General features: G+C 52.7%; 16 protein-coding genes and 1 pseudogene. 5 read left to right on the top strand and 12 right to left on the bottom strand.

All coding sequences use genetic code 11. The annotated features are described in order from the left end of the window. Positions 1-642: 642 nt before the first annotated feature. Positions 643-750: pseudogene (locus ACE6ED_RS15095) on the top strand (IS5/IS1182 family transposase); the annotation flags it as partial. Positions 751-915: 165 nt separating this feature from the next. Here ACE6ED_RS15095 and ACE6ED_RS15090 read toward each other — a convergent pair. Then, positions 916-1,653 (bottom strand): FadR/GntR family transcriptional regulator, encoded by a 738-nt coding sequence (locus ACE6ED_RS15090; RefSeq protein ID WP_410828015.1) that lies wholly within the window; start codon positions 1,651-1,653, stop codon positions 916-918. Positions 1,654-1,761: 108 nt separating this feature from the next. On the opposite strand from ACE6ED_RS15090, the gene ACE6ED_RS15085 reads away from it, so the two are divergent. The 4 genes from ACE6ED_RS15085 (at position 1,762) to sigJ (ending at position 7,043) form a co-directional block, all read left to right on the top strand. Beyond that, positions 1,762-3,174, top strand: a complete 1,413-nt coding sequence (locus ACE6ED_RS15085) for an FAD-binding oxidoreductase (protein ID WP_410828014.1) — start codon at positions 1,762-1,764, stop codon at positions 3,172-3,174. After that, complete coding sequence (locus ACE6ED_RS15080; RefSeq protein ID WP_410828013.1) at positions 3,167-4,564, top strand: heterodisulfide reductase-related iron-sulfur binding cluster; 1,398 nt, start codon at positions 3,167-3,169, stop codon at positions 4,562-4,564. Before ACE6ED_RS15085 ends, ACE6ED_RS15080 begins: the two co-directional genes overlap by 8 nt. Before the next feature lie 250 nt (positions 4,565-4,814). After that, the gene (locus ACE6ED_RS15075; protein ID WP_410828012.1) at positions 4,815-6,119 is read left to right on the top strand and encodes a phytoene desaturase family protein; all 1,305 of its coding nucleotides are present in this window, start codon (positions 4,815-4,817) and stop codon (positions 6,117-6,119) included. Between the two features lie 21 nt (positions 6,120-6,140). After that, entirely contained in the window at positions 6,141-7,043 is a 903-nt protein-coding gene (sigJ, locus tag ACE6ED_RS15070; RefSeq protein ID WP_410828011.1) for an RNA polymerase sigma factor SigJ, read from the top strand. 115 nt (positions 7,044-7,158) lie between these two features. Here sigJ and ACE6ED_RS15065 read toward each other — a convergent pair whose 3' ends face one another. The 11 genes from ACE6ED_RS15065 to ACE6ED_RS15015 all read right to left on the bottom strand — a co-directional run bounded on the left by ACE6ED_RS15065 (position 7,159) and on the right by ACE6ED_RS15015 (position 18,866). Beyond that, the gene (locus ACE6ED_RS15065; RefSeq protein ID WP_410828010.1) at positions 7,159-8,817 is read right to left on the bottom strand and encodes a DUF6138 family protein; all 1,659 of its coding nucleotides are present in this window, start codon (positions 8,815-8,817) and stop codon (positions 7,159-7,161) included. Between the two features lie 238 nt (positions 8,818-9,055). After that, entirely contained in the window at positions 9,056-9,964 is a 909-nt protein-coding gene (locus tag ACE6ED_RS15060) for an NAD(P)/FAD-dependent oxidoreductase (RefSeq protein WP_410828009.1), read from the bottom strand. Between the two features lie 369 nt (positions 9,965-10,333). Then, entirely contained in the window at positions 10,334-11,476 is a 1,143-nt protein-coding gene (locus ACE6ED_RS15055; protein WP_410828008.1) for a serine hydrolase domain-containing protein, read from the bottom strand. Positions 11,477-11,510: 34 nt separating this feature from the next. After that, positions 11,511-12,440 (bottom strand): MerR family transcriptional regulator, encoded by a 930-nt coding sequence (locus ACE6ED_RS15050; RefSeq protein ID WP_410828007.1) that lies wholly within the window; start codon positions 12,438-12,440, stop codon positions 11,511-11,513. Positions 12,441-12,673: 233 nt separating this feature from the next. Then, on the bottom strand, positions 12,674-13,849 hold the full coding sequence (locus ACE6ED_RS15045; protein WP_410828006.1) for an amidohydrolase: 1,176 nt from the start codon (positions 13,847-13,849) through the stop codon (positions 12,674-12,676). Positions 13,850-13,894: 45 nt separating this feature from the next. Beyond that, positions 13,895-14,347 carry a MarR family transcriptional regulator gene (locus ACE6ED_RS15040; RefSeq protein WP_410828005.1) on the bottom strand — a complete coding sequence of 151 codons (453 nt, stop codon included), beginning with the start codon at positions 14,345-14,347 and terminating at the stop codon, positions 13,895-13,897. A 127-nt stretch (positions 14,348-14,474) separates the two neighbouring features. Then, the gene (locus ACE6ED_RS15035; RefSeq protein ID WP_410828004.1) at positions 14,475-15,167 is read right to left on the bottom strand and encodes an SDR family oxidoreductase; all 693 of its coding nucleotides are present in this window, start codon (positions 15,165-15,167) and stop codon (positions 14,475-14,477) included. 32 nt (positions 15,168-15,199) lie between these two features. Next, positions 15,200-15,979, bottom strand: a complete 780-nt coding sequence (locus tag ACE6ED_RS15030) for an ABC transporter ATP-binding protein (protein ID WP_410828003.1) — start codon at positions 15,977-15,979, stop codon at positions 15,200-15,202. 28 nt (positions 15,980-16,007) lie between these two features. Further along, positions 16,008-17,153, bottom strand: a complete 1,146-nt coding sequence (locus ACE6ED_RS15025; protein ID WP_410828002.1) for an ABC transporter substrate-binding protein — start codon at positions 17,151-17,153, stop codon at positions 16,008-16,010. Positions 17,154-17,202: 49 nt separating this feature from the next. Beyond that, positions 17,203-18,003, bottom strand: a complete 801-nt coding sequence (locus tag ACE6ED_RS15020) for an ABC transporter permease (protein WP_410828001.1) — start codon at positions 18,001-18,003, stop codon at positions 17,203-17,205. Between the two features lie 32 nt (positions 18,004-18,035). Continuing rightward, on the bottom strand, positions 18,036-18,866 hold the full coding sequence (locus ACE6ED_RS15015; RefSeq protein WP_410828000.1) for a VOC family protein: 831 nt from the start codon (positions 18,864-18,866) through the stop codon (positions 18,036-18,038).

Below are 18,866 nucleotides of genomic sequence, written 5' to 3'. Positions count from 1 at the left end.
CTTGTTAGGGTGTGTACGCAAACTGTAAATTAAGGAAATACTCTGCGAATTCATGAGTCTGAGTGAGGAAACTGAATCATTTCGAGGGAGCTGAATCATGTCTTCACCCCTAGTCAGATTCAGTACAATAACATTGCGCAATCTGTTCATCCGTATGAATGGGAAGAATGCCAAGTCGGTACGGGTGTGGTGAGGTCACTTGTTTATTGTCAGATCGATCTCCATTATACATAACACTTTGGAACGAATCCTCTCCTGTGGCACACCCGCAGCGGATTACCACAGAACGCGATACGGAGGTCTTTGCGGAGGTCTTTGCGAAGGTCTTTGCAAGGGCTTTGCCGAGGTCTTTGCGGACCAAGGGGCCGTTATTTCTGAATTTCTTGGGCTTTGGTATGCCTTGGCGGACTCCAGTTCCGTTATTCGTGCCGAAAACATACAAACTATGGATTCTCTGCGTAAATAAGTGAATCTGAGTCCGTCTATTAGCCAAAACACGGAATAATCAGCAAATAAGGCCCTCTGTGTCCGCACACTTGCCCCCCCCTACTTTCTCTGGCGGCTACAAAAGGCGGGAATCTGGGATGAAATCCTGAAGCATGTTACCGTTGAGCCGGACTTTGAGCAGATGAGGATGGATACAACCATAGTCCGAGTCCTTCAGCAAGGGGCTGGCGCAAAAGGGGGCTAAGCAAGCGGTACAGACGTTCCCGGGGCGGATTAACAACCAAGATTCATGCCGTGGTCGATAAAGGCCTTCATAGATGTCGAGAATATCTTCCATGTGTCCATACAGCATGCTGCGTCCAGCCCAGTCCACGGACTAAGGCAAATAGGTTCATTTCTCCCTTCTTTCCCGGTCAGTTGAAAAAACATCTTTAGTGAATAGCAATCTGGCGTGGCGGGGAATTCGTCTCATTTTTTCGATTCGTTATGATTCTTCTCCAGCGCTGTTTGCACCACCCGCTCCACTTTGACGAGATGAAGCTCCATTCGTGTACCCGCTTGTTCCGCCTGCTGCTGTTCAATCGCATCGTATATCCCTTGATGCTCCAGCAGCAGATTGGCTGCGCTGGCCTGCTCCTGAAAGAACCACAGCTCTCTGGAGCTGCGGATCGACTCCATCAGACGTTCGGATAACGACTCCATCATCCGGAACAGCAGCGAGTTGCCTGAAGCTGCCGCTATCACCAGGTGAAACGCCACATCCGCCCGGTCGCTTCTCCCCGTATCCTGCTCCTGCAGCCCTTTCTCCATTTCAAGCAGGGCTTCGCGCAGCCGGCTCAAATCGCCCGGCGTACGGTGCTGTGCGGCCAGCGTAGCCATGCCGGTCTCCAGCACTCTGCGTACTTCCAGGAGTTCTGCCAGCGATTTGGCCTCTTGAAACAGCATATCCGCAACAGTTTTGGAATCGCTGGGAAGCTCCGTCTTTACAAACGTTCCTCCCCCTTGCCGTACGTCGATCCAGCCCATCGCTTTCAAGGCGCTTACCGCTTCACGGATGGTCGATCTTCCCACCCCGTAAGCCGCGGCTAATTCCACAACGGAAGGAAGTTTTTGGCCGGGCTTCAGCTGCCCCTCCCGGATCTGTCCGAGCAGGTGATCCGCAACCATTTCATGGCCTTTACGGGCCTCAATTCTTATGTTTTGCAAGGTTTACCCCGCCTTTTTTAAAATTTTATCTATTCAATAGTTGTATCATGACCTATAATAAAGCAAAAGTCATCTGATGACCTGATGAATACAAGGAGGAATAGTCACATGCTGGATCCCGCTCTTTCCGCGGAGTTAACCGGAATTGTTGGTCCCCCCTATTTCCGAGAGGATGACGAAGCCCGGATTACCCATTCCTATGACGGTACGCCTCTGCTGCAGTCCATTCCGGACGCCGTTATCTACCCTGAAAGCACTGAGCAAGTTTCCGCCATCATGAAAGCGTTATCCAAATATAAAGTTCCTCTGATTACCCGCGGATCCGGCACCAATCTGTGCGGAGGAACGGTTCCCGTTCACGGGGGCGTAGTGCTGGTGATGCACCGGATGAACCGGCTGCTCGAACTGGATCCGGAGAATTTGACGGCGACCGTGCAGCCCGGCATGATCACTGCGGATTTTATCCGCCTTGTTGAAGCGAGCGGGCTGTTTTATCCCCCTGATCCCAGCAGCTTGCGTATATCCACAATAGGCGGCAACATTGCCGAATGCTCCGGCGGTCTGCGGGGGTTGAAATATGGTACAACCAAAGACTATGTTATCGGTCTGGAAGCGGTGCTGGCAAGCGGAGAGATCATACGGACTGGCGGCAAATTAATGAAGGATGTCGCCGGATATGATCTGACCAAACTTCTGGTCGGTTCCGAAGGCACGCTTGCCGTTATTACCGAGGCAACTTTGAAGCTTATTCCTCCGCCAAAAAGCAAGCAGACCCTACTGGCTATGTTTCGGGATCTGTACGGCGCTGCCCGGACCGTATCGGCCATCATCGAGTCGAAGATCATTCCTGCAACACTCGAACTGATGGACAATCCAACGATCCGCGTCGTAAATGATTACGCCAAGCTGGGTCTGCCGCTTGAGATGGAGGCTATTCTGCTAATTGAACAGGATGGCGATCCGGAATCTGTATCGCGGGATATGGAACGCATCCGTCACATCTGTGAAGCCGAGCAAGGTGAAGTTCAAACAGCTGGCACGGCGGAGGAAGCAGAACGGCTGCTTACAGCCAGAAGATCCGCGTTTACAGCGCTTGCCCGGTTACGGCCGACCACAATTTTGGAGGATGCGACAGTTCCCAGGAGCAAGATCGCCGATATGGTCCGGCGCATTAACACGATAGCGGCTAAGTATAACGTGACCATTGCCACCTTTGGCCACGCAGGGGACGGCAACCTTCATCCCACAGCGGCGACCGATGCCCGGGACGCGGAGGAAATCCATCGGGTAGAGCTGGCTTTTGAAGAAATTTTTGCCGCGGCGCTAGAGCTTGGCGGAACGATAACCGGCGAACATGGCGTAGGCGTAGTGAAGGCGCCTTATCTGGAATGGAAGATTGGAACGGCAGGTGTCGAGCTCATGCGGGGGATCAAGCAGGCGTTCGATCCCGATCACATGCTGAATCCGGGAAAACTGTTTGCCAAAGAAGCTCGAAAACGGGTGGTGATCACACATGAATAGTCCAGTCCAATCAAACAGCAACTATGAACTCAAACCTCTTAGCCCTCTTGCCCGCACGCTCCAAGAAAAACTGGATAACGACCAGTTGACCAACTGTATGCGCTGCGGCTTCTGTCTCCCCGCCTGCCCTACCTTCCGGGAGACTGGGGTGGAGTCCGAATCGCCGCGCGGGCGCATAGCCTTAATGAAAGCGGTTGCCGATGGACTGATGGAGCCGGATGAAAGGTTTCGTGAGCAGATGGACCACTGCCTGGGCTGCCGGGCCTGCGAACCCGCCTGTCCTGCCGATGTGAAATACGGGCAGTTGATCGAGCAGACACGGGATGCCATTGAGGACCATTCGACCCGCGGGATTCCCGCTAAAATGATGCGTAAGCTCTTCCTCAAGCATCTTTTTCCACATCGCAGCCGTCTGCGCAAAGTCGGCCGAACGCTCAGGTATTACCAGTCTTCCCGGCTGCGGCATTCGGCCGGCGTATCGGGCATCATGCGTCTGCTTCCCGCATCTTTAAGGGAAATGGAGCAAATTTTACCCGAAGCCTCGCCGGATGGTGTCGTTGAACGACTCGGGAACCGTTACTCCGCCAAAGGCGCTCCCCTGGCGCGTGTCGCTTTGTTTAGAGGCTGTATGATGGATCTCCTGTTTGCGGACACCAACGTCAACACAGTTAAGCTGCTGTCAGAGGCAGGATTTGACGTGGTAATTCCCTCTGAACAGGTATGCTGTGGAGCGCTGCACGCGCACAGCGGCGAGCTCGATGCTGCCCGCGAGCTGGCAAAAACAAACATCAGCATTTTTGAGGAAACCGGCGCCGAATACATCGTCTCCAACGCCGGCGGCTGCGGCGCTTTGCTCTCGGAGATTGGTCATCTGCTGCAAGAGGATCCCGTCTGGGCGGACCGGGCTGCCGCGTTCGCAAGCCGGATCGTTGATGTGGGACAGCTGATTGTTGAGCGAGGCCGCATCCCCAGCTTCAAAGAACCCGCCGGCTCTACCGCTAGTCCTGTCACTGTAACTTATCAGGACTCCTGCCACTTGCTGAATGTCATGCGCGGCGGCTCTGCGCCTAGGCAGCTGATCAAGCAGGTGGACAACATACATTACCAGCAGCTGCACGAGGCCGGCCGCTGCTGCGGTTCGGCGGGCATCTACAATTTGACGCAGCCGCAGATGGCGGGGCAGATCCTCGAACACAAGATGGAACATGTAAACGCCACGGGGGCACATTATCTTTTAACCAGCAATCCGGGATGTCTGCTGCAAATGAAACTGGGGGTCCACAAACATGGGCAAAATTCATCCACCGAAGTGATGCATCTGGTCGATTTTTTGTTCGAGCGGATGGATACAGCGGACAATCGTTCTTTAGATTCGAGCGAGCAGAAGTAGGTGACTTAGTGGTTGGCTCTGTTTAAATAATCTCTTAAAACGGGCTTGAGCCCTTGCTTTCAGTCTGACCCGCTGCGATCGAGGGGCCGTCCAAAGTCACTCCTGACTTATGGGATGGCCCTTGTTTTCTTTCCTTTGATGCGGTATTCCTGGGAAGCCAGGCCGGTTTTCTTGCGGAACAGCCGTTTCCTGTCACAAACTTCCCTTGTTCATCGTCTTGTGCGTAAATCGATGGAAAGGGATGGTCAGCATGAGTTACGGATTAGAAGCGGAGCTTCATACCCGGCAGTGGGATGCCGTTATTATCGGAGGAGGCATTGCCGGCTTAACCGCCGCCATCTATCTTGCCAGAGCAAACCGCTCTGTACTGCTGCTCGAAAAAAGCGAATCGCCCGGCGGACGAGCCGATTCGACCCGGCTGGCGGACGCCTGGGTCAATCTTGGAGCTCATGCGCTGAACAAAAGCGTCCTCCCTATCCTGCGTGAGGTTGGCGTAAAGATTTCCGGCTCGGCGCCAGGTTTGCCCGATACCTTTCTTTTTCAAGAACCGGACGGCTCGCTGCAAGGCGTGTCTTTATCCAGGCTTCTGCTTGGTTCCTTTTTAACCTGGAGTGAAAAAAGACAGCTGATCCGCTTCCTCGTTTCCCTCCGGCGGGTAGTTCCTGCCCGGCTTCATGAGCAGAGCCTCGAGGACTATCTAGTATCCATGCTCCCCGCCAGCACTCGGGTCCGGAGTATCGTGCTCGCCCTTGTACGGCTTGGAACCTACTGCGATGCACCGGATAAATTAAGTGCCGGGGCAGTCATGGAACAGTTGAAACTCAGCCAGGTACTTTACATCGACGGTGGATGGAAAACGATTGTTCGCCAGTTGACCAAACATGCGGAACAGGCGGGCGTTACTATTGTTACAAAAGCTCCAGTGCAGTGTATTGCGGGCAGTTATCCCGATTTTGCAGTCACCATCAAAGGAGAACGGCAGATTTCGGCTCGGTGTGTCCTCTCTACCGCCGGGCCTTCAGCCATGTTAAACTGGCTTGATCCGGCCCTGCCCGCCCGGGAAGCAGAGATTTATAAACGGCTGCTTCCCGTACACGCTGCTTGTATGGATCTGGTCCTAACTGCCCCGCCTTCACCCGAAACCAAATTTGTGTTAGGCTGCAACACGCCATGGTATTATTCCAACCATTCCAGTGCAGCCATATTGTCGGAGCAGACGGAGCATGCGGTTGTGCATGTGATGAAATATTTGCCGATTATAAGCAGGACGGATGCAAAAGAAGATCAATTGGAGCTGGAGCGGTTTCTTGACGGTATTCAGCCCGGATGGCGGGAATCGGTGGTGGAGCGGCGTTTTCTGCCTAGAATGCTGGTCTCTCATGCTGCAGTTACAGCAGAAAACGGAGGGTTGGCCGGAAGACCCGGTACCGAAGTGCCGGGCAGGCCAGGTCTATATATAGCGGGAGATTGGGTGGGGCCGGAAGGCATGCTGGTTCACGCTTCGCTGGCCAGCGCCCGGGCAGCAGCACAGTTGATGATTGAGAGATTGAAGTAGCCATGCGAAAGGACGAGATTTATGGAATTGACCCAGGTTTATCTGGAATATAAACCTCTGCTGTTCTCTATAGCGTATCAAATGACCGGTTCGGTAACGGCGGCCGAAGATTTGGTGCATGATACATTTGTTACGGTTCAGCAGCAAGGACTGCATGAAGAGAAAGACACCATTCGCAGCTTAAAGGCGTATCTATGCAAAATGATCACCAACCGGTGTATTGATTATTTAAGATCCGCGCGTAAACAGCGGGAAGTTTATACAGGCCCATGGCTGCCTGAGCCGTTAATTGAAGACGGGTCTTCCGCTGTTTCGAGTTTCAGCCGGGATCCGCTGCAAACCATTGAGCTCCAGGATACGGTTTCTTATGCTTTGCTTGTTTTGCTGGAACGTTTAACCCCGGTCGAAAGGGCTGTTTTCATCCTGCGGGAGGCGTTTGCGTTTGATTACAAAGAAATCGCCGTTTTTATCAACCGGACGGAAACGGGCTGCCGCAAAATCTTTAGCCGGCTTAAAAGTAAAATCCAAACCGAGCTTACTGCAGGCGACACTTTTACTACAAGAATCGGCACTGAGAAGCTTGTGTTTGAATTTTTGCAAGCTGCGGGCAGCGGCGACATGGAAGCCCTGCTGGCTCTGCTAGCGGAAGACATCGTTCTTTACAGCGATGGAGGCGGTAAAGCTGTGGCGGCAGTTAAGCCCATTGTCTCCAATCTCAAAGTGCTGGCGTTTATACAGGGCCTACTCAAAAAAGGTACGGGTACCGTAACCCCTGTCAAAATGAACGGTCAAACCGGTTTTATCATCACCGGATCAAATGAGCCTTTTCCGACCGTTGTCAATTTTGACATCGCAGAGAACCGGGTCCGGCAGATTTTTATGCTGCGGAATCCCGGCAAGCTTAAGCATCTGATTTCTGAATAGGTGGATGCCCGACAGAACGCCAGAAAAAGCGGTTAAGAAGAGATCATTCCAACGTCCCTACCAAGTTTCCTCCTCATGTTTATCTGTTGGAGCCAATTGGCAGCTGGGCCGTTCGTTAAGCGCTAGGGCGGCCAGCCAACTGCAGAAGCTCTGAAAACAGCGCTTTGGATGTTCCCTGGGCTTTTGCCGCAATTTTGGTCAGCTTGTCCGTTCCGCCCCAGATCAGATCAATGAGGTGTTCGACCTGGTAATCCTGAAGTCCACGCGACTGTTCGGCCAGACAGGCCAGATTCCGTTCTTCCTCCACTTCGGCTTTGATCTTTAGTTTCATGGAATCCGAACCATGCAGCATGCATTGGACGAGGGTGGGCAGCGTTTCTTCGTTTACGCCATAATGCTGGATGAACGCGGCCGTAAATTGATTTTGGACGGATTGGTGCTCTTCATCCACCTTTTTCATGTAATCCTCTACCAATGAAAAATAACGGCGGTCTGTAAGTCCCAAACCAAACACGGCGTAGCTGCCGGGCATGCAGTTTTTTTCGCCTTCGGTATCCAAATACCATTCATACGTTTCCATTGCCGCCCGGGCATACTCCTCCAGCAGCGGATGCAGATTCGGATACGCCAAGGCATTTGCAAAAAAACGATGGGTGCCCGACTTGTCCAATCCCTTCACAGGAAGCCACTGTTTGGCGCTGGATTTCAGCTTGATCTGATAGCTTTTGGGGAAGCCCAGCTTCATCAGCCTGGTAACAAAACGCAGCGCGCCGGCGTAGGCTTCCTCGCTCTCCCGCTTGAGGGTTATGCCGACTTCAGCGAACACATCGTTAGCCCGGCATTCAGCAAAATCATCCCGGGAATAAACCGCCTCCTTCGGCAGTGTACCGCTGCCTTCCCGGATCATCAGCCGGGCCTGCCCGCTTCCCAGCTCCGCGGCGCAATTCAGCAGGGTAACTCCCAATCCTCTGCTGTAAGACGGCTCATATTTCAGAATCAGCGCAGCCGTATAGTTGATCAGCTCGAGCATACCCTCTTCGGATTCGTCTGGATGAAAATCGCTTTTTTTACGGTAAACCGGTTCCCACTCCTTCCCCTCCCGCTCGAAATAACGGGGCAGCCAGCGATTTTCCGCAAAACGCCGCAAGGGGCGAATCAAATGGCCGCGATGTTCCCCAAGATGGGATGTTCCTTTGTTCAGCTGCTGTATTTTGTCAAAAACCATACAAATGCGGCCGGCGTCCAGCTCCGGGTCCAACCTTTCATTAAGCAGATGGCGCGCCAGAAAAAACGTATCCAGCGGTTCCGTCGGATTCTGTCCCTCCAAAAGCTTCTCCGTAATGTAAGCGTCAATCCGATCCAGCAGCAGCTTCTTTTTTGCCTCGTCCACATGCTCTAGAATTCGTTCGGTCACTTCGCCGTCCGGTGTTTGAAATACGCCGTCAAATGTAAAATAATAGTCCGTTACCGCAGGATGCTGCGTGTTCAAAATATGGCGCATATGAGCAGCAAGCTCAGGTACTAGCTCGCGGATGCCCGCATCGGTCAACATTTCCACCCCATGCCTCATTTTGCTGGCCGGCTGATCGAATTCGGGAATTTCGTCCGTGACAGTCACTCTGCCATTTATGTACTCTAACCGGACATGGTTATGAACCCCTACTTGGAGCGGTGAACGCTTGACGATTTCTTCCGCATTTTCTCCAATGTACTCCATCCATTTATCGATTTCTGCTTTCATTTCATCCCATAAGGGAACCAGCGTCTGATCCATAGTTAATCCTCCTTTACTCCTCTTATTACATTCGTCTAGCAATCCGGATGTTACTATCTTAGACTGTTACAGGAATGAGAGCAATTAGACGGGAGACTCAGTTACAGGTAGAAATCCAGTAGGAAAGTTAGCAGATTGAAAGCTACTTCCCGCTTAGTCAGACTTTGCTAAACAAAAAAAGAGCGGCCAGGCCGCAAAAACTACGCCTGTCCGCATAAAATACTCCCCCGCACTAAGCTCATGGTGTCTCCCATGCCTCCTCCGTCCAGTCGGCTATCATGCCCATAGCGGCTTTGCTGCCCGATGCCGCCGCGTAAATCAGCTGGGAAGGCATAACATACGCCGAATCACCAGCGGCATAGACGCCTGGGGCTGTGGTTCTGCCCATCATATCAATTGCAATTCCGCCGCCATCCTGCAACTCGTAGCCCAAGCTTTCAGCGAACCGGGCATTGGTAACAAACTCGGGAGCAATGAATCCTCCAGCCCGCGCAATCTGGCTGCCATCCGCAAAATGCACCGATTCCAGCATCCCTTCCTGTCCCGCAAATGCTATAACAGGCGTATCAATGACCCGGATGCTGGAGTTTTCAAGCCGCTTGATCTGCTGCCCGGTGAGTACGCCCGAGCCATTGGTGCAGACGACGATATCCTGTGTCCAGTTGGTCAACAATTTGGCGGTATGATATACCTGCGGCCGTGACGACACAACGGCCAGCGGTTTATCGCGCAGCTCCCAGCCATCGCAGAACGGGCAGTTGAATAAGCTGCGTCCATAAAATTCTTGCAGGCCTTTGATCTCTGGAAAAACTTCTTTGAGCCCGGCAGCCAGAAGCAGCTTGCGGCTCTCCAACTGTTCGCCCGATGCCGTCCGAACGATAAACCCCAGTTCGGATCTGCTGATTTCTTTTGCTTCGGCATTCCAGTGACGGACTGTTGGATACTTCAGCACCTCCTCGTAAGCAATCCGCCGGAACTCCGCTGGTTTTACCCCGTCTCGTGTAATAAAGCCGTGCGAGGCATGCGTCACCCGGTTTCTGGCTTGTCCGTTGTCCAATAGAACTACGCTTTTTCTTGCTCTGCCGAGTACCAAAGCCGCGTTTAAGCCGGCCGGGCCGCCTCCAATTATTGCGCAATCATAAATCATAGATTACATCCCCTTACATATAGAGTTATTTCAGACTCTTTATATCCGTAATTCAAGCAAAAAAAAGCAGTTCTTATCGGATGCCCCTCATTTCCTGTAAAAGTACAGGCTCCTTCTAGTTTTGTGATTCGCTTGGATATTATAGACTTAACGAATCCATAATATCTCCGATTTAAAACGGCGTCAAGTTTGCAGACGGCCTGACAACAGATCATTTGGGAAGCAGCACGCCCGCCGAAACGGGCCGCCGCTTCCGCTGCTTTTTAACAAACCACAATAATAATATATATTTATTGCTCTGTTATACGAATTATAAAATTAAATTTCATCATGGAGATTATCGTAGTATTCTTTCTTAAAACTCACCAGTTAACTCATTACATTCGGCAAAATGTACTTTTTAATGAACGCCCAGCGGTCAAGGGGATCGGGAACAATACTTGAAGCAATCGCGATCACCACATTGTGCTTAGGGAGACAGCAAATGACGTTTCCCCCGTCTCCCATTGCGGAATAAGCCGCGATATCTTCCTCTTCCATCAGCCACCACAAATACCCATACCGATTTGGATTTGTCGCAGTCGACGCATCAATCCAGCTTTTGGAGAGTACTTGTCTCCCGCCCGCCTGGCCATAATCAAGATATAGCCGGCCAAACGCGGCCATATCACGCGGAGTTAACGTAAGCCCCCAACCGCCTGTTGAGTTACCGCCCGGATCTTTTACCCATCCAGTTACTTTGCCGCCAAACAACTCGTCATAGCCGAAGGATTCCATTTCCCGGTCCGGAATGACCCTCATTCCAGCCGGTTTAAACAAGCGTTCATTGGCAAATTCGCAAGCACAGACGCCTGTACTGCGGGTTAAGATGGCGGACAGTAAATGTGCTCCCCCAGAACTGTATTTAAACTCGCCGACGTTTCCTCCCCTGCCCATTCTACTCAGCATATAAGCCGGCCAATCCGGCTGCTGACATAATTCGTCCAGCGGCTCACGCCAGTCAGGATACGGATAAGGCACCGTCATGGTAAGCAGCCGGCGGATTGTAATGTCCTTCAGCCTGGCGATATCTTCCTTCGTAACAAGTTCGGGAAAAAAATCAGTCACCTGCTGATCCGCATCTTTGATATACCCGGCCTCGATGGCGATGCCGATTAGAGCCGAGATGACGCTTTTGGTCACGGAAGCTACATGATGCGGATCGGACGGACCATATCCGTTAAAGTATTGTTCATAAACAACAGCTCCCTGTTTCTGTACAACAATACCGTTTATGTTGCGGTAATCGGCGGCCACAGCGGCCAGGAGTCCTGGAAACTGCGCTGCCTGATCCTCCTCCGTACCCTTTTCCCCTGCCTGACCGGTTTTCGCCGTCTGCTCGCCTGCAGATCCCTTTTTCCCTACGTGCTTGCCCGCATGCTTTTTATCCGCCGTCTGCCATTCCGTTATTGAAGGTTTATTTTTCGTTTCCATCCTCGACGCAATTTCTTCCTCGTTCAAATTTGAACTCATCTTCTCATCCTCTTTCCGATAGGGTGTTGTTACTTTACTGTCTAAGCCGCTTAGGCGCTCCTGCCTCCTTCTGCCGCACGGGAAAATAAACCTCCGTTTCGTTATTCTCCGGAGCCCCGGCCTGGTTCGGGTCGGTCAAGTAGACTTCATAGGGGGCACCCGCCGCCTCCCAGCCTTCCACTTCCATCCACTCCCGCATCCTGGCATAAACCGAAGTCAAATCGGAATAAGCGCCTTTTAACACGGACTTGGCGCACCAGCCGCCCGCAAGCTCCCTTGTCCTTGGCATCGGCCATACTGCCGCATCCTCTTTTATCTCCGGAACCGGCAATACCGCCGAACGCTCTCTTGACCCTGACACCAGCCTTGCAATCGGAAGCGCAAATTCCGTATCGTTTCCCTCAGGACGATATTCCGGACTGTGATAGAGGGTCATCGGGCTTCCAGCCAATTCCAACCGTCCTGCTGCTGCCTGTTCATACAAACGGAGAAAATACAGGGCATACCCTTTCGCCAGTTCGTCCGCCGATAGTATCTGACGAATAGAGATGATTTGTACCGGCTGGGTCTCCACCAAACTCACCTCAATCCGGTCCAAATACGACATGACCGGTTTGTTTTGCTCCAAAACCGCTAGATCGCCGCTGATTTGCCGCAGAGTCTGCTCGTACAAACGCATTTTTTCCTGGATCTCCAGCTTCTTAAGGTGCAGGGAAGCATACATTTCATCGGGTTCTGATTCTGCTTCCGGCCCAACCAGCAGCGCTTTAATCTCATCCAGTGAACAATGATAAGATTTCAAGCGGTTAATCAAGAGCATTTGCTTCAGCTGGCGGATGGAGTAATACCGGTAACCGTTGTCCGGATTAATCTCCTCCGGGTGGATGAGCCCGATCTCGGCATAATACCGCAGCGTTTTTGTGGATACTCCACAAATTTTTGAGAATTCGCCAATAGTCAGCAACAGGCCGTCCCCCATTCATTCAGTTCGTCTTGCAGCATGATCCGTGTTCACCATTCATTATCCCGCCCTCTTATATGTACACCTTCCAGTAAGGGCAATGTCAATGCAAAAAACCGAAAGAACAAGGAAGCGGTTTTTTCCGCTGATTGCTTGTTCCTTCGGTTAAGCGCGTCCTGTTCCTTCAGTTTGAGTCTCATTCCTACAGTTATGTGCTATTCTCTTCCCTTAAAGCATCACTCAGCTTGCTCGGCTGCGGAACGCGAAGCCTCAGGATAATCCTTCAATTCATTTAAAGCACGGATAGCCAGCCGGCTGTAATATTCCGCGGCAGGTGCCAATGCGGACTCGTCCGGCGAATATTCGGGATGGTGCAGCGCAAAAGAGGACTGCGAGCCGATAAAAACAAACGCTCCAGGAAGATTCTGCAGATAATAGGAAAAATCTTCTCCTCCCATTCTAGCGCCCAGCGAGGTGGTCCGGTAACCCGCCTCTTTAGCAGTGTCGCTAGCCACGCCGGCCCAATATTCATCGTTAATTGTTGCTGGCGGCCCGGGGTACCATTTCAGTTCGGCGGTTACGCCCGCAGCCAGACCGACGCCAGCCAAAATTTGGCGGATGTAATCGGGAACCGCCTGCTGGACGCCGAGGTCCAAGGTGCGCACGGTTCCCTCCAGCTCTACTGTGTCCGGCAGCACGTTCCACGTATTGCCGCCTGTGATCCGGGTTACGCTGACGACCACCGATTCCAGCGCGCTAACCCGCCGGCTGCTGATCGTTTGCAGAGCGAGCACGATTTGGGATGCCGCCACGATGGCATCCGTCCCCAGCTCCGGCGTTGCGGCGTGTGCGCCGGTTCCGGTGATCACGATTTCAAACCGGTCGACGCCTGCCGTTACGGGGCCTCCGCCGGTATCCAGCTCGCCCACTTCCAGCTCAGGCGCATTGTGGAGGCCAAAAATTACGGATACGCCGTCAAGACCACCCGCCGTGATGATGTCTTTTGCGCCGTGTCCGGTTTCCTCAGCCGGCTGAAAAATAATCCGAACCTTGCCTGAGAGCTCCGCTTCTTTCTCTTTCAATAAATAAGCCGCGCCTAAAGCCGCCGCGGTATGAAAATCATGACCGCACGCATGCATTTTACCCGGAACCTTCGATGCAAAAGGCACGCCGGACCGTTCGTCGATCGGCAAAGCGTCGATATCCGCGCGCAGCGCCACGACAGGTCCTTCGCCAGTACCAATTTGAGCGACAACACCAGTTTTTAATCCCGGTAAATCAAGCACCTCAATGTCCGCTTCCGTCAGCCACTGCTTCAGCTTGCGTGTTGTCTCGTATTCTTCATTAGACAATTCGGGTTCTTCATGAAGATTGCGGCGGACCTGGATCAGCCGGTCTTTTAACTGTGTCATGACGCTTCCCCTCCTGGATTGGTTTTTTCTAACCCTATTTCCATCTTAATGCAGATAGCGCTTTAATTCCTCGGTATACCGCTGAATACAGTCCAGGATCAGCTGCTGCTGCTCAGGAGTGTAGGTATCAAACTCACGGTCAATATCCGAGCTGCGAAGCTCGTGAAAAGCATAATGCCCGTCAAATGCCTGCTGCCCGAGCTCCGTTAGCCGGAAATATACTTCTTTTTTGTTGTCCTCCAGCTGGTATCTTGACACAAGTCCCTTGTCGGCCAGTCTGGTGATTGTTTTTGACGCCGTACCTTTCGTTATGCTCAAAATATTTGATATATCTGTCAGCTTACAGTCCGGATTCCGTCCGATCGCTTCGATCATATGGATTTCCGAATAGTGAAGGACCATACCGGGAACATATTCTTTTGGTTTTTTATTGACCAGTCTAAATACTTCGAACATTCTTGCAAACGCGAAGTCCAGTTGAAGATGGAACCGATCCAAATCAAACGCCCCTTTAGATTGTTTTCATACGAAACATTATCAATTAATCTTATCGGACTCCCTCCGCTTTCGTCAATGAACGCGGAGGGCAGACAAGACAAAGGACGCTGATGAACGGCAGCTTATTTCAAAAGGTATCGCCCAGCATCGGACGAATCGTAAGCTCTTCCACAACCGCCTGCGGACTTAAAGACAAGAGGGTCCGAACCAGCAGACCGATGTCTTCCGCTTCAAGCAGCCGGCCCGGCGGCGTTGCCCCGCCGGGCGTCCGCCGCTCGGTAAAGGTTCCGCCGGGATGAATCAGAGTCACGCCCACCCCATGCGGCTTCATTTCTTCCCGCAGGCCCAAAGTATAGTTGCGCAGCGCAGCTTTGGAGATTCCATATAAGGACGTGTCCGGTCTGAGCGCAGCGGTTGAACCGATGATGATGATCCGCGGATACCGGCCATCCTTGATCCGTGGAGCCAGCTTTTGCACCCAGCGATAGTTCGCGACCACATTGTCATGGAGCATCCGCTCCAGATAAACGGCATCCGGCTCCAGCACCGAACGGGATTCATCATAAAAGGAAGCTGCGTTTAAGATTAGCACATCCGGATTAAATCCCTCGCGGTCCACAAACCCGAGAAGTTCATCTTCGGCGCCGGTTTGAGTTTGATCTACCGGAAGAATAAGCGGCTGACCGCCGAGTTTGGCGCGGGCCTCCTCCAGTCCGGTGTTGGTTCTGCCTACAAGGAGCAGATCATGCCCGGCTTGATGCAGCTCGTTGGCGATGGCGTACCCGATCCCCCGGCTGCCGCCTGTTATAATAATGTTCATTTTCATAAGCTCCTTCGAACGAAACTTATCTTTTAAATGAAGTATTCCGTATCCGCGCTTCCCGACGGGTTGTTGATCTCCATGTAGATTTTTTCCACAATATTAAGCAGTTCGATATCGCCGCGGCTGCGCGGCCGGGCAAACGGCACGTCAAATACCTTCTGAATGCGGCCCGGACGCGGGCTTAACAATACCACCCTGGAGGCCAGATATACCGCCTCTGCTACATCATGCGTGATGAACATAATCGTCTTTTTCTGCTGTTCCCAAATACGGATGATCTCATCCTGCAGTGTCAGCCGGGTCAAGTGATCGACAGCACTGAACGGCTCGTCCATCAGTATGACGCTTGGGTCAGCAACCAGGGTCCGGGCGAGACCGGCCCGTTGGCGCATTCCTCCCGACAGCTGATGGGGATATTTGTCTTCAAATCCGCGCAGGCCAACCAGCTCCATCGTCTGGACCGCGCGTTCACGCCGTTCCTCTTTTCCAACTCCCGCCAGCTCCAGACCAAATTCTATGTTGCGCCGGATACTTCTCCAAGGAAACAAGGCGGCATCTTGAAAAACAACACCGATCTCACGGCTTGTTCCCGATTGAACATTCCGGTCCAGCGCAATTTCGCCACTGCTCGGCGGGAGGAGGCCTGCTGTAATTTCAAGCAGAGTGCTTTTGCCGCAGCCGCTTGGTCCCAGCACGCACAGGAATTCACCGTCCTGGACCGTTAAATTGATGTTATACAAAGCATAGGTTTTTTCTTCGGCCGCACTATCGTATTCTTTGGACACATTCCGGATTTCAATGGCCGGCATAAGCAGCCCTCCTCTCCTCGTTCGCCCGTTATTGGCCCGTTTTGTATTTGCCTAACTTCAGCTCTTTGGCGACCGCTTCGGCAAAACGGTTCTCCACCGTTCCGTCCACTGAAATCTTCTCCCGCTGCATGCCGTATTCGGTCAGCAGATCCTCGGTCACCTGCAGGCGGTTGACGTCTACAATCGGATCGTTTTCCCACAGCTCAATTTCGGATTCAATCGCCTTGCGGGCGGTTGCTTCATCCAGATTCAGGTATTCGGCAGCCCACGGAATAAACTCGTCAAGATGCGTTTTGGCGTATTCATTGGCATAAAAATACACTTCCAGCACCCGGTGCACCACATCAGGCTGTTCGTCGATCAGCTTCTCGCTTGCCACCAGTACGCCTGTCTGATATTCAGGCATGAACTCCCAGGTTTTGGCCAAAATATTGCCTTTGCCCTCCTGCTCCGTCAACGTGGCGAACGGCTGATGGATGATCGTCGCATCCACTTCTCCGGATTCGAAGGTCGCATAGGCGGATTGATAAAATCCGTTTGGCACCAGCTTCACGTCTTTTTTGGGGTCCACGCCGTTTTGGGAGAGGACGTCCATCAGCGTAAGCGCCATCCCGCCAATCGGCTGGGCGGAACCGACGTTTTTGCCTTTCAGGTCGGCAAACGACTTAATTTCGGGTTTGGCGATAATCCAATACGCGCCCCGGCTGCGCCACATGTTGCTGACCACTTTGATTTTGACTCCATTGACGATGGCCGGAATATAGGTCCCCGGATCGCCGTCGGCAATATCGACTTCACCTGCGCCAAAAGCGGCTACCGGGTTCGCCGTGTCGACGAAGTTCAAATGAATACCCGCATCTTCATACCAGCCTTTGTCGACGGCAAACTGGTTGGCGATCCCGGTCATGCCCTTTGCAAAACCCGCGGTAATGGTCACTTCCGGCTGCTCTCTGCCCTCCCAAGGCGGGATGCCTTTTTGGATGTCCGCTTTGGCGCCGGCTTCGGCCAGAGAGCTGGCTGCGGCTGCTCCTGCGGTTGCGGCGGCTGCCGTGGCTGCGGGTTTCTGTTCGTTTTGGCTGCCGGTTTCCTGCCCGTTTGTACCCGAACCGCAGGCCGCAAGCGACACTACCGATAACAGGGAAATCAACACTCGTGCGGTTTTATTCATTAACATCAGTTTTCACACCCCTAATTCCTCTAGTTTGTGTATGGATCCTCTTGTTTTACCTGCCAATCCGTTCGGGCTTCCAGCGGCGGCAGACGAGCCGTTCAATAACGTTAACCAAGCCGACAAACAAAACGGACAGCACCGTGACGATAATGATGACCAGGTACAATCTTGGCGTGTTCAGGACCGCTTGCGATTCATTCAGCAGATAGCCAAGTCCGTTTTTGGCCGCCGCCATCTCGGCAAAAACCACACCAGTAATCGCGGTGGCGGCCGTAATCCGCAGGCCGTTAAATATAGAAGGGAGCGCTGACGGAAGCAGCACCTTAAACACCGTTTGCGCCCGGCTGGCCTTAAATACGCTGGCTACTTTCAAATGCTCGATCCGGGTCTGTTTCGCTCCGGTGACCGTGTTATACAAAATGTTGAAGAAACAGAACAATATCACGAGGACCACCTTGCTCTTGAAGCCGATCCCGAACCATACGATGAGGAGCGGCATAATCGCGGTTTTCGGAATGGCCATCAGCGCCGCCATTAAAGGGTCAAGCAGCTTTTCCAGCAAGGGAAAAGAGACGAACAATACACCAAGGCCGATCCCCGCCGCCGCAGAGATCAGATAGCCTACAGCAACCTCCTGCAGCGAAATGGACAGATGCGGCCAAAGGGTATTATCTTTTACGACATAAAGGAACTCATCAACGATTTGCGTAGGTGAGGCCAAAAATACGCGATTGACCCATTCATTGGAAACAGCAATCTCCACACCGGCCAGCAGCAGGATAATGAAACCGAGGTGCACCGCCGTGATCCATCGTGTTTTCGGTTTGGGTTTGGTTTTTGCGGCCGCAGACATGCTTTGCTCTCCTTTCCGCTTGGATCTGTTGTTTACCCCAGATGATAAGAAGCGGCATGCAGCTGTACCACCTGCCTAAATTCGCGGTTTTTTCCGGAATTCAGCCCTAGCGCAAACGGCCGTTCTCCTCTATCCTGCAGCGCATGCCAGGCGGGTCCGCCTTCATCGGGTTCAATAAAAGCAAGGGATACCTCTCCGGCTTGAAGAATCTGTTTTTTTCCTTTCCAGTAATCGTCGTACACAGCCGCTTCGGCCGGAAGAGCCAGCCAGTCCGTCCAGTCCCGCACCGTCTGCTCCAGATCCCGGACCGCAAACGCCACATACTGCAGGGAAACCGGTCCTAAAGAATGTTCTTGTATCGTTCCGCTCAGCACCAGGTCTTCTCTTCTCGCTTCGTCTGACTCTTCCCACTGGATAAAAAACGGCAGCGGCAGCCCTTCCTCCGGCGTTCCGGCAAACAGCAGCTTCCACTGCAGCAGCTTCCCGTCCGGCCGTTTGCGGGAGCAGTCAACCGGGCCGATGACTTCCAGACCTTTAGCTGCCAGCCGCGCCGCCAATGCTTCAATTTGGCCAGTTCGCAGGGCGATGCGGCTAAGTCCTTCTCTGTAGCCGTCTTTATATAAGGTTTCAATCAGTCCGTATTTTTCCGTGTCCCTGTGGGGCGGCAGAAGCTGCCGGTCAAAAATGCCGATCCACTCAATGTAGCTTAAATCGAAGTAAGTCAGCGCATTATAAGTCCCGATCTGTTCATGCCGGCCGCCCTGCACCGCATGGATGCCCCGCTCCGCAAGTTCCGCAGGAATTTGCCCGGGATGATCCACAAAATGTACCGCATGATCGAATTTCAGTTCCACTGTCATCAT

Source organism: Paenibacillus nanchangensis, from assembly GCF_046543445.1.
GTDB classification, from domain to species: domain Bacteria; phylum Bacillota; class Bacilli; order Paenibacillales; family Paenibacillaceae; genus Paenibacillus_AQ; species Paenibacillus_AQ nanchangensis.
Note: the sequence above shows the minus strand (reverse complement) of the source record. Positions and strands in the feature narration are given on the sequence as shown.

Coding starts and splice junctions, on each gene's coding strand:
- ACE6ED_RS15085 (WP_410828014.1), top strand. CDS start 1,762: ATGCTGGATCCCGCTCTTTCCGCGGAGTTAACCGGAATTGTTGGTCCC.
- ACE6ED_RS15080 (WP_410828013.1), top strand. CDS start 3,167: ATGAATAGTCCAGTCCAATCAAACAGCAACTATGAACTCAAACCTCTT.
- ACE6ED_RS15075 (WP_410828012.1), top strand. CDS start 4,815: ATGAGTTACGGATTAGAAGCGGAGCTTCATACCCGGCAGTGGGATGCC.
- sigJ (WP_410828011.1), top strand. CDS start 6,141: ATGGAATTGACCCAGGTTTATCTGGAATATAAACCTCTGCTGTTCTCT.
- ACE6ED_RS15065 (WP_410828010.1), bottom strand. CDS start 8,817: ATGGATCAGACGCTGGTTCCCTTATGGGATGAAATGAAAGCAGAAATC.
- ACE6ED_RS15060 (WP_410828009.1), bottom strand. CDS start 9,964: ATGATTTATGATTGCGCAATAATTGGAGGCGGCCCGGCCGGCTTAAAC.
- ACE6ED_RS15055 (WP_410828008.1), bottom strand. CDS start 11,476: ATGAGTTCAAATTTGAACGAGGAAGAAATTGCGTCGAGGATGGAAACG.
- ACE6ED_RS15045 (WP_410828006.1), bottom strand. CDS start 13,849: ATGACACAGTTAAAAGACCGGCTGATCCAGGTCCGCCGCAATCTTCAT.
- ACE6ED_RS15035 (WP_410828004.1), bottom strand. CDS start 15,167: ATGAACATTATTATAACAGGCGGCAGCCGGGGGATCGGGTACGCCATC.
- ACE6ED_RS15030 (WP_410828003.1), bottom strand. CDS start 15,979: ATGCCGGCCATTGAAATCCGGAATGTGTCCAAAGAATACGATAGTGCG.
- ACE6ED_RS15025 (WP_410828002.1), bottom strand. CDS start 17,153: ATGTTAATGAATAAAACCGCACGAGTGTTGATTTCCCTGTTATCGGTA.
- ACE6ED_RS15020 (WP_410828001.1), bottom strand. CDS start 18,003: ATGTCTGCGGCCGCAAAAACCAAACCCAAACCGAAAACACGATGGATC.
- ACE6ED_RS15015 (WP_410828000.1), bottom strand. CDS start 18,866: ATGATGACAGTGGAACTGAAATTCGATCATGCGGTACATTTTGTGGAT.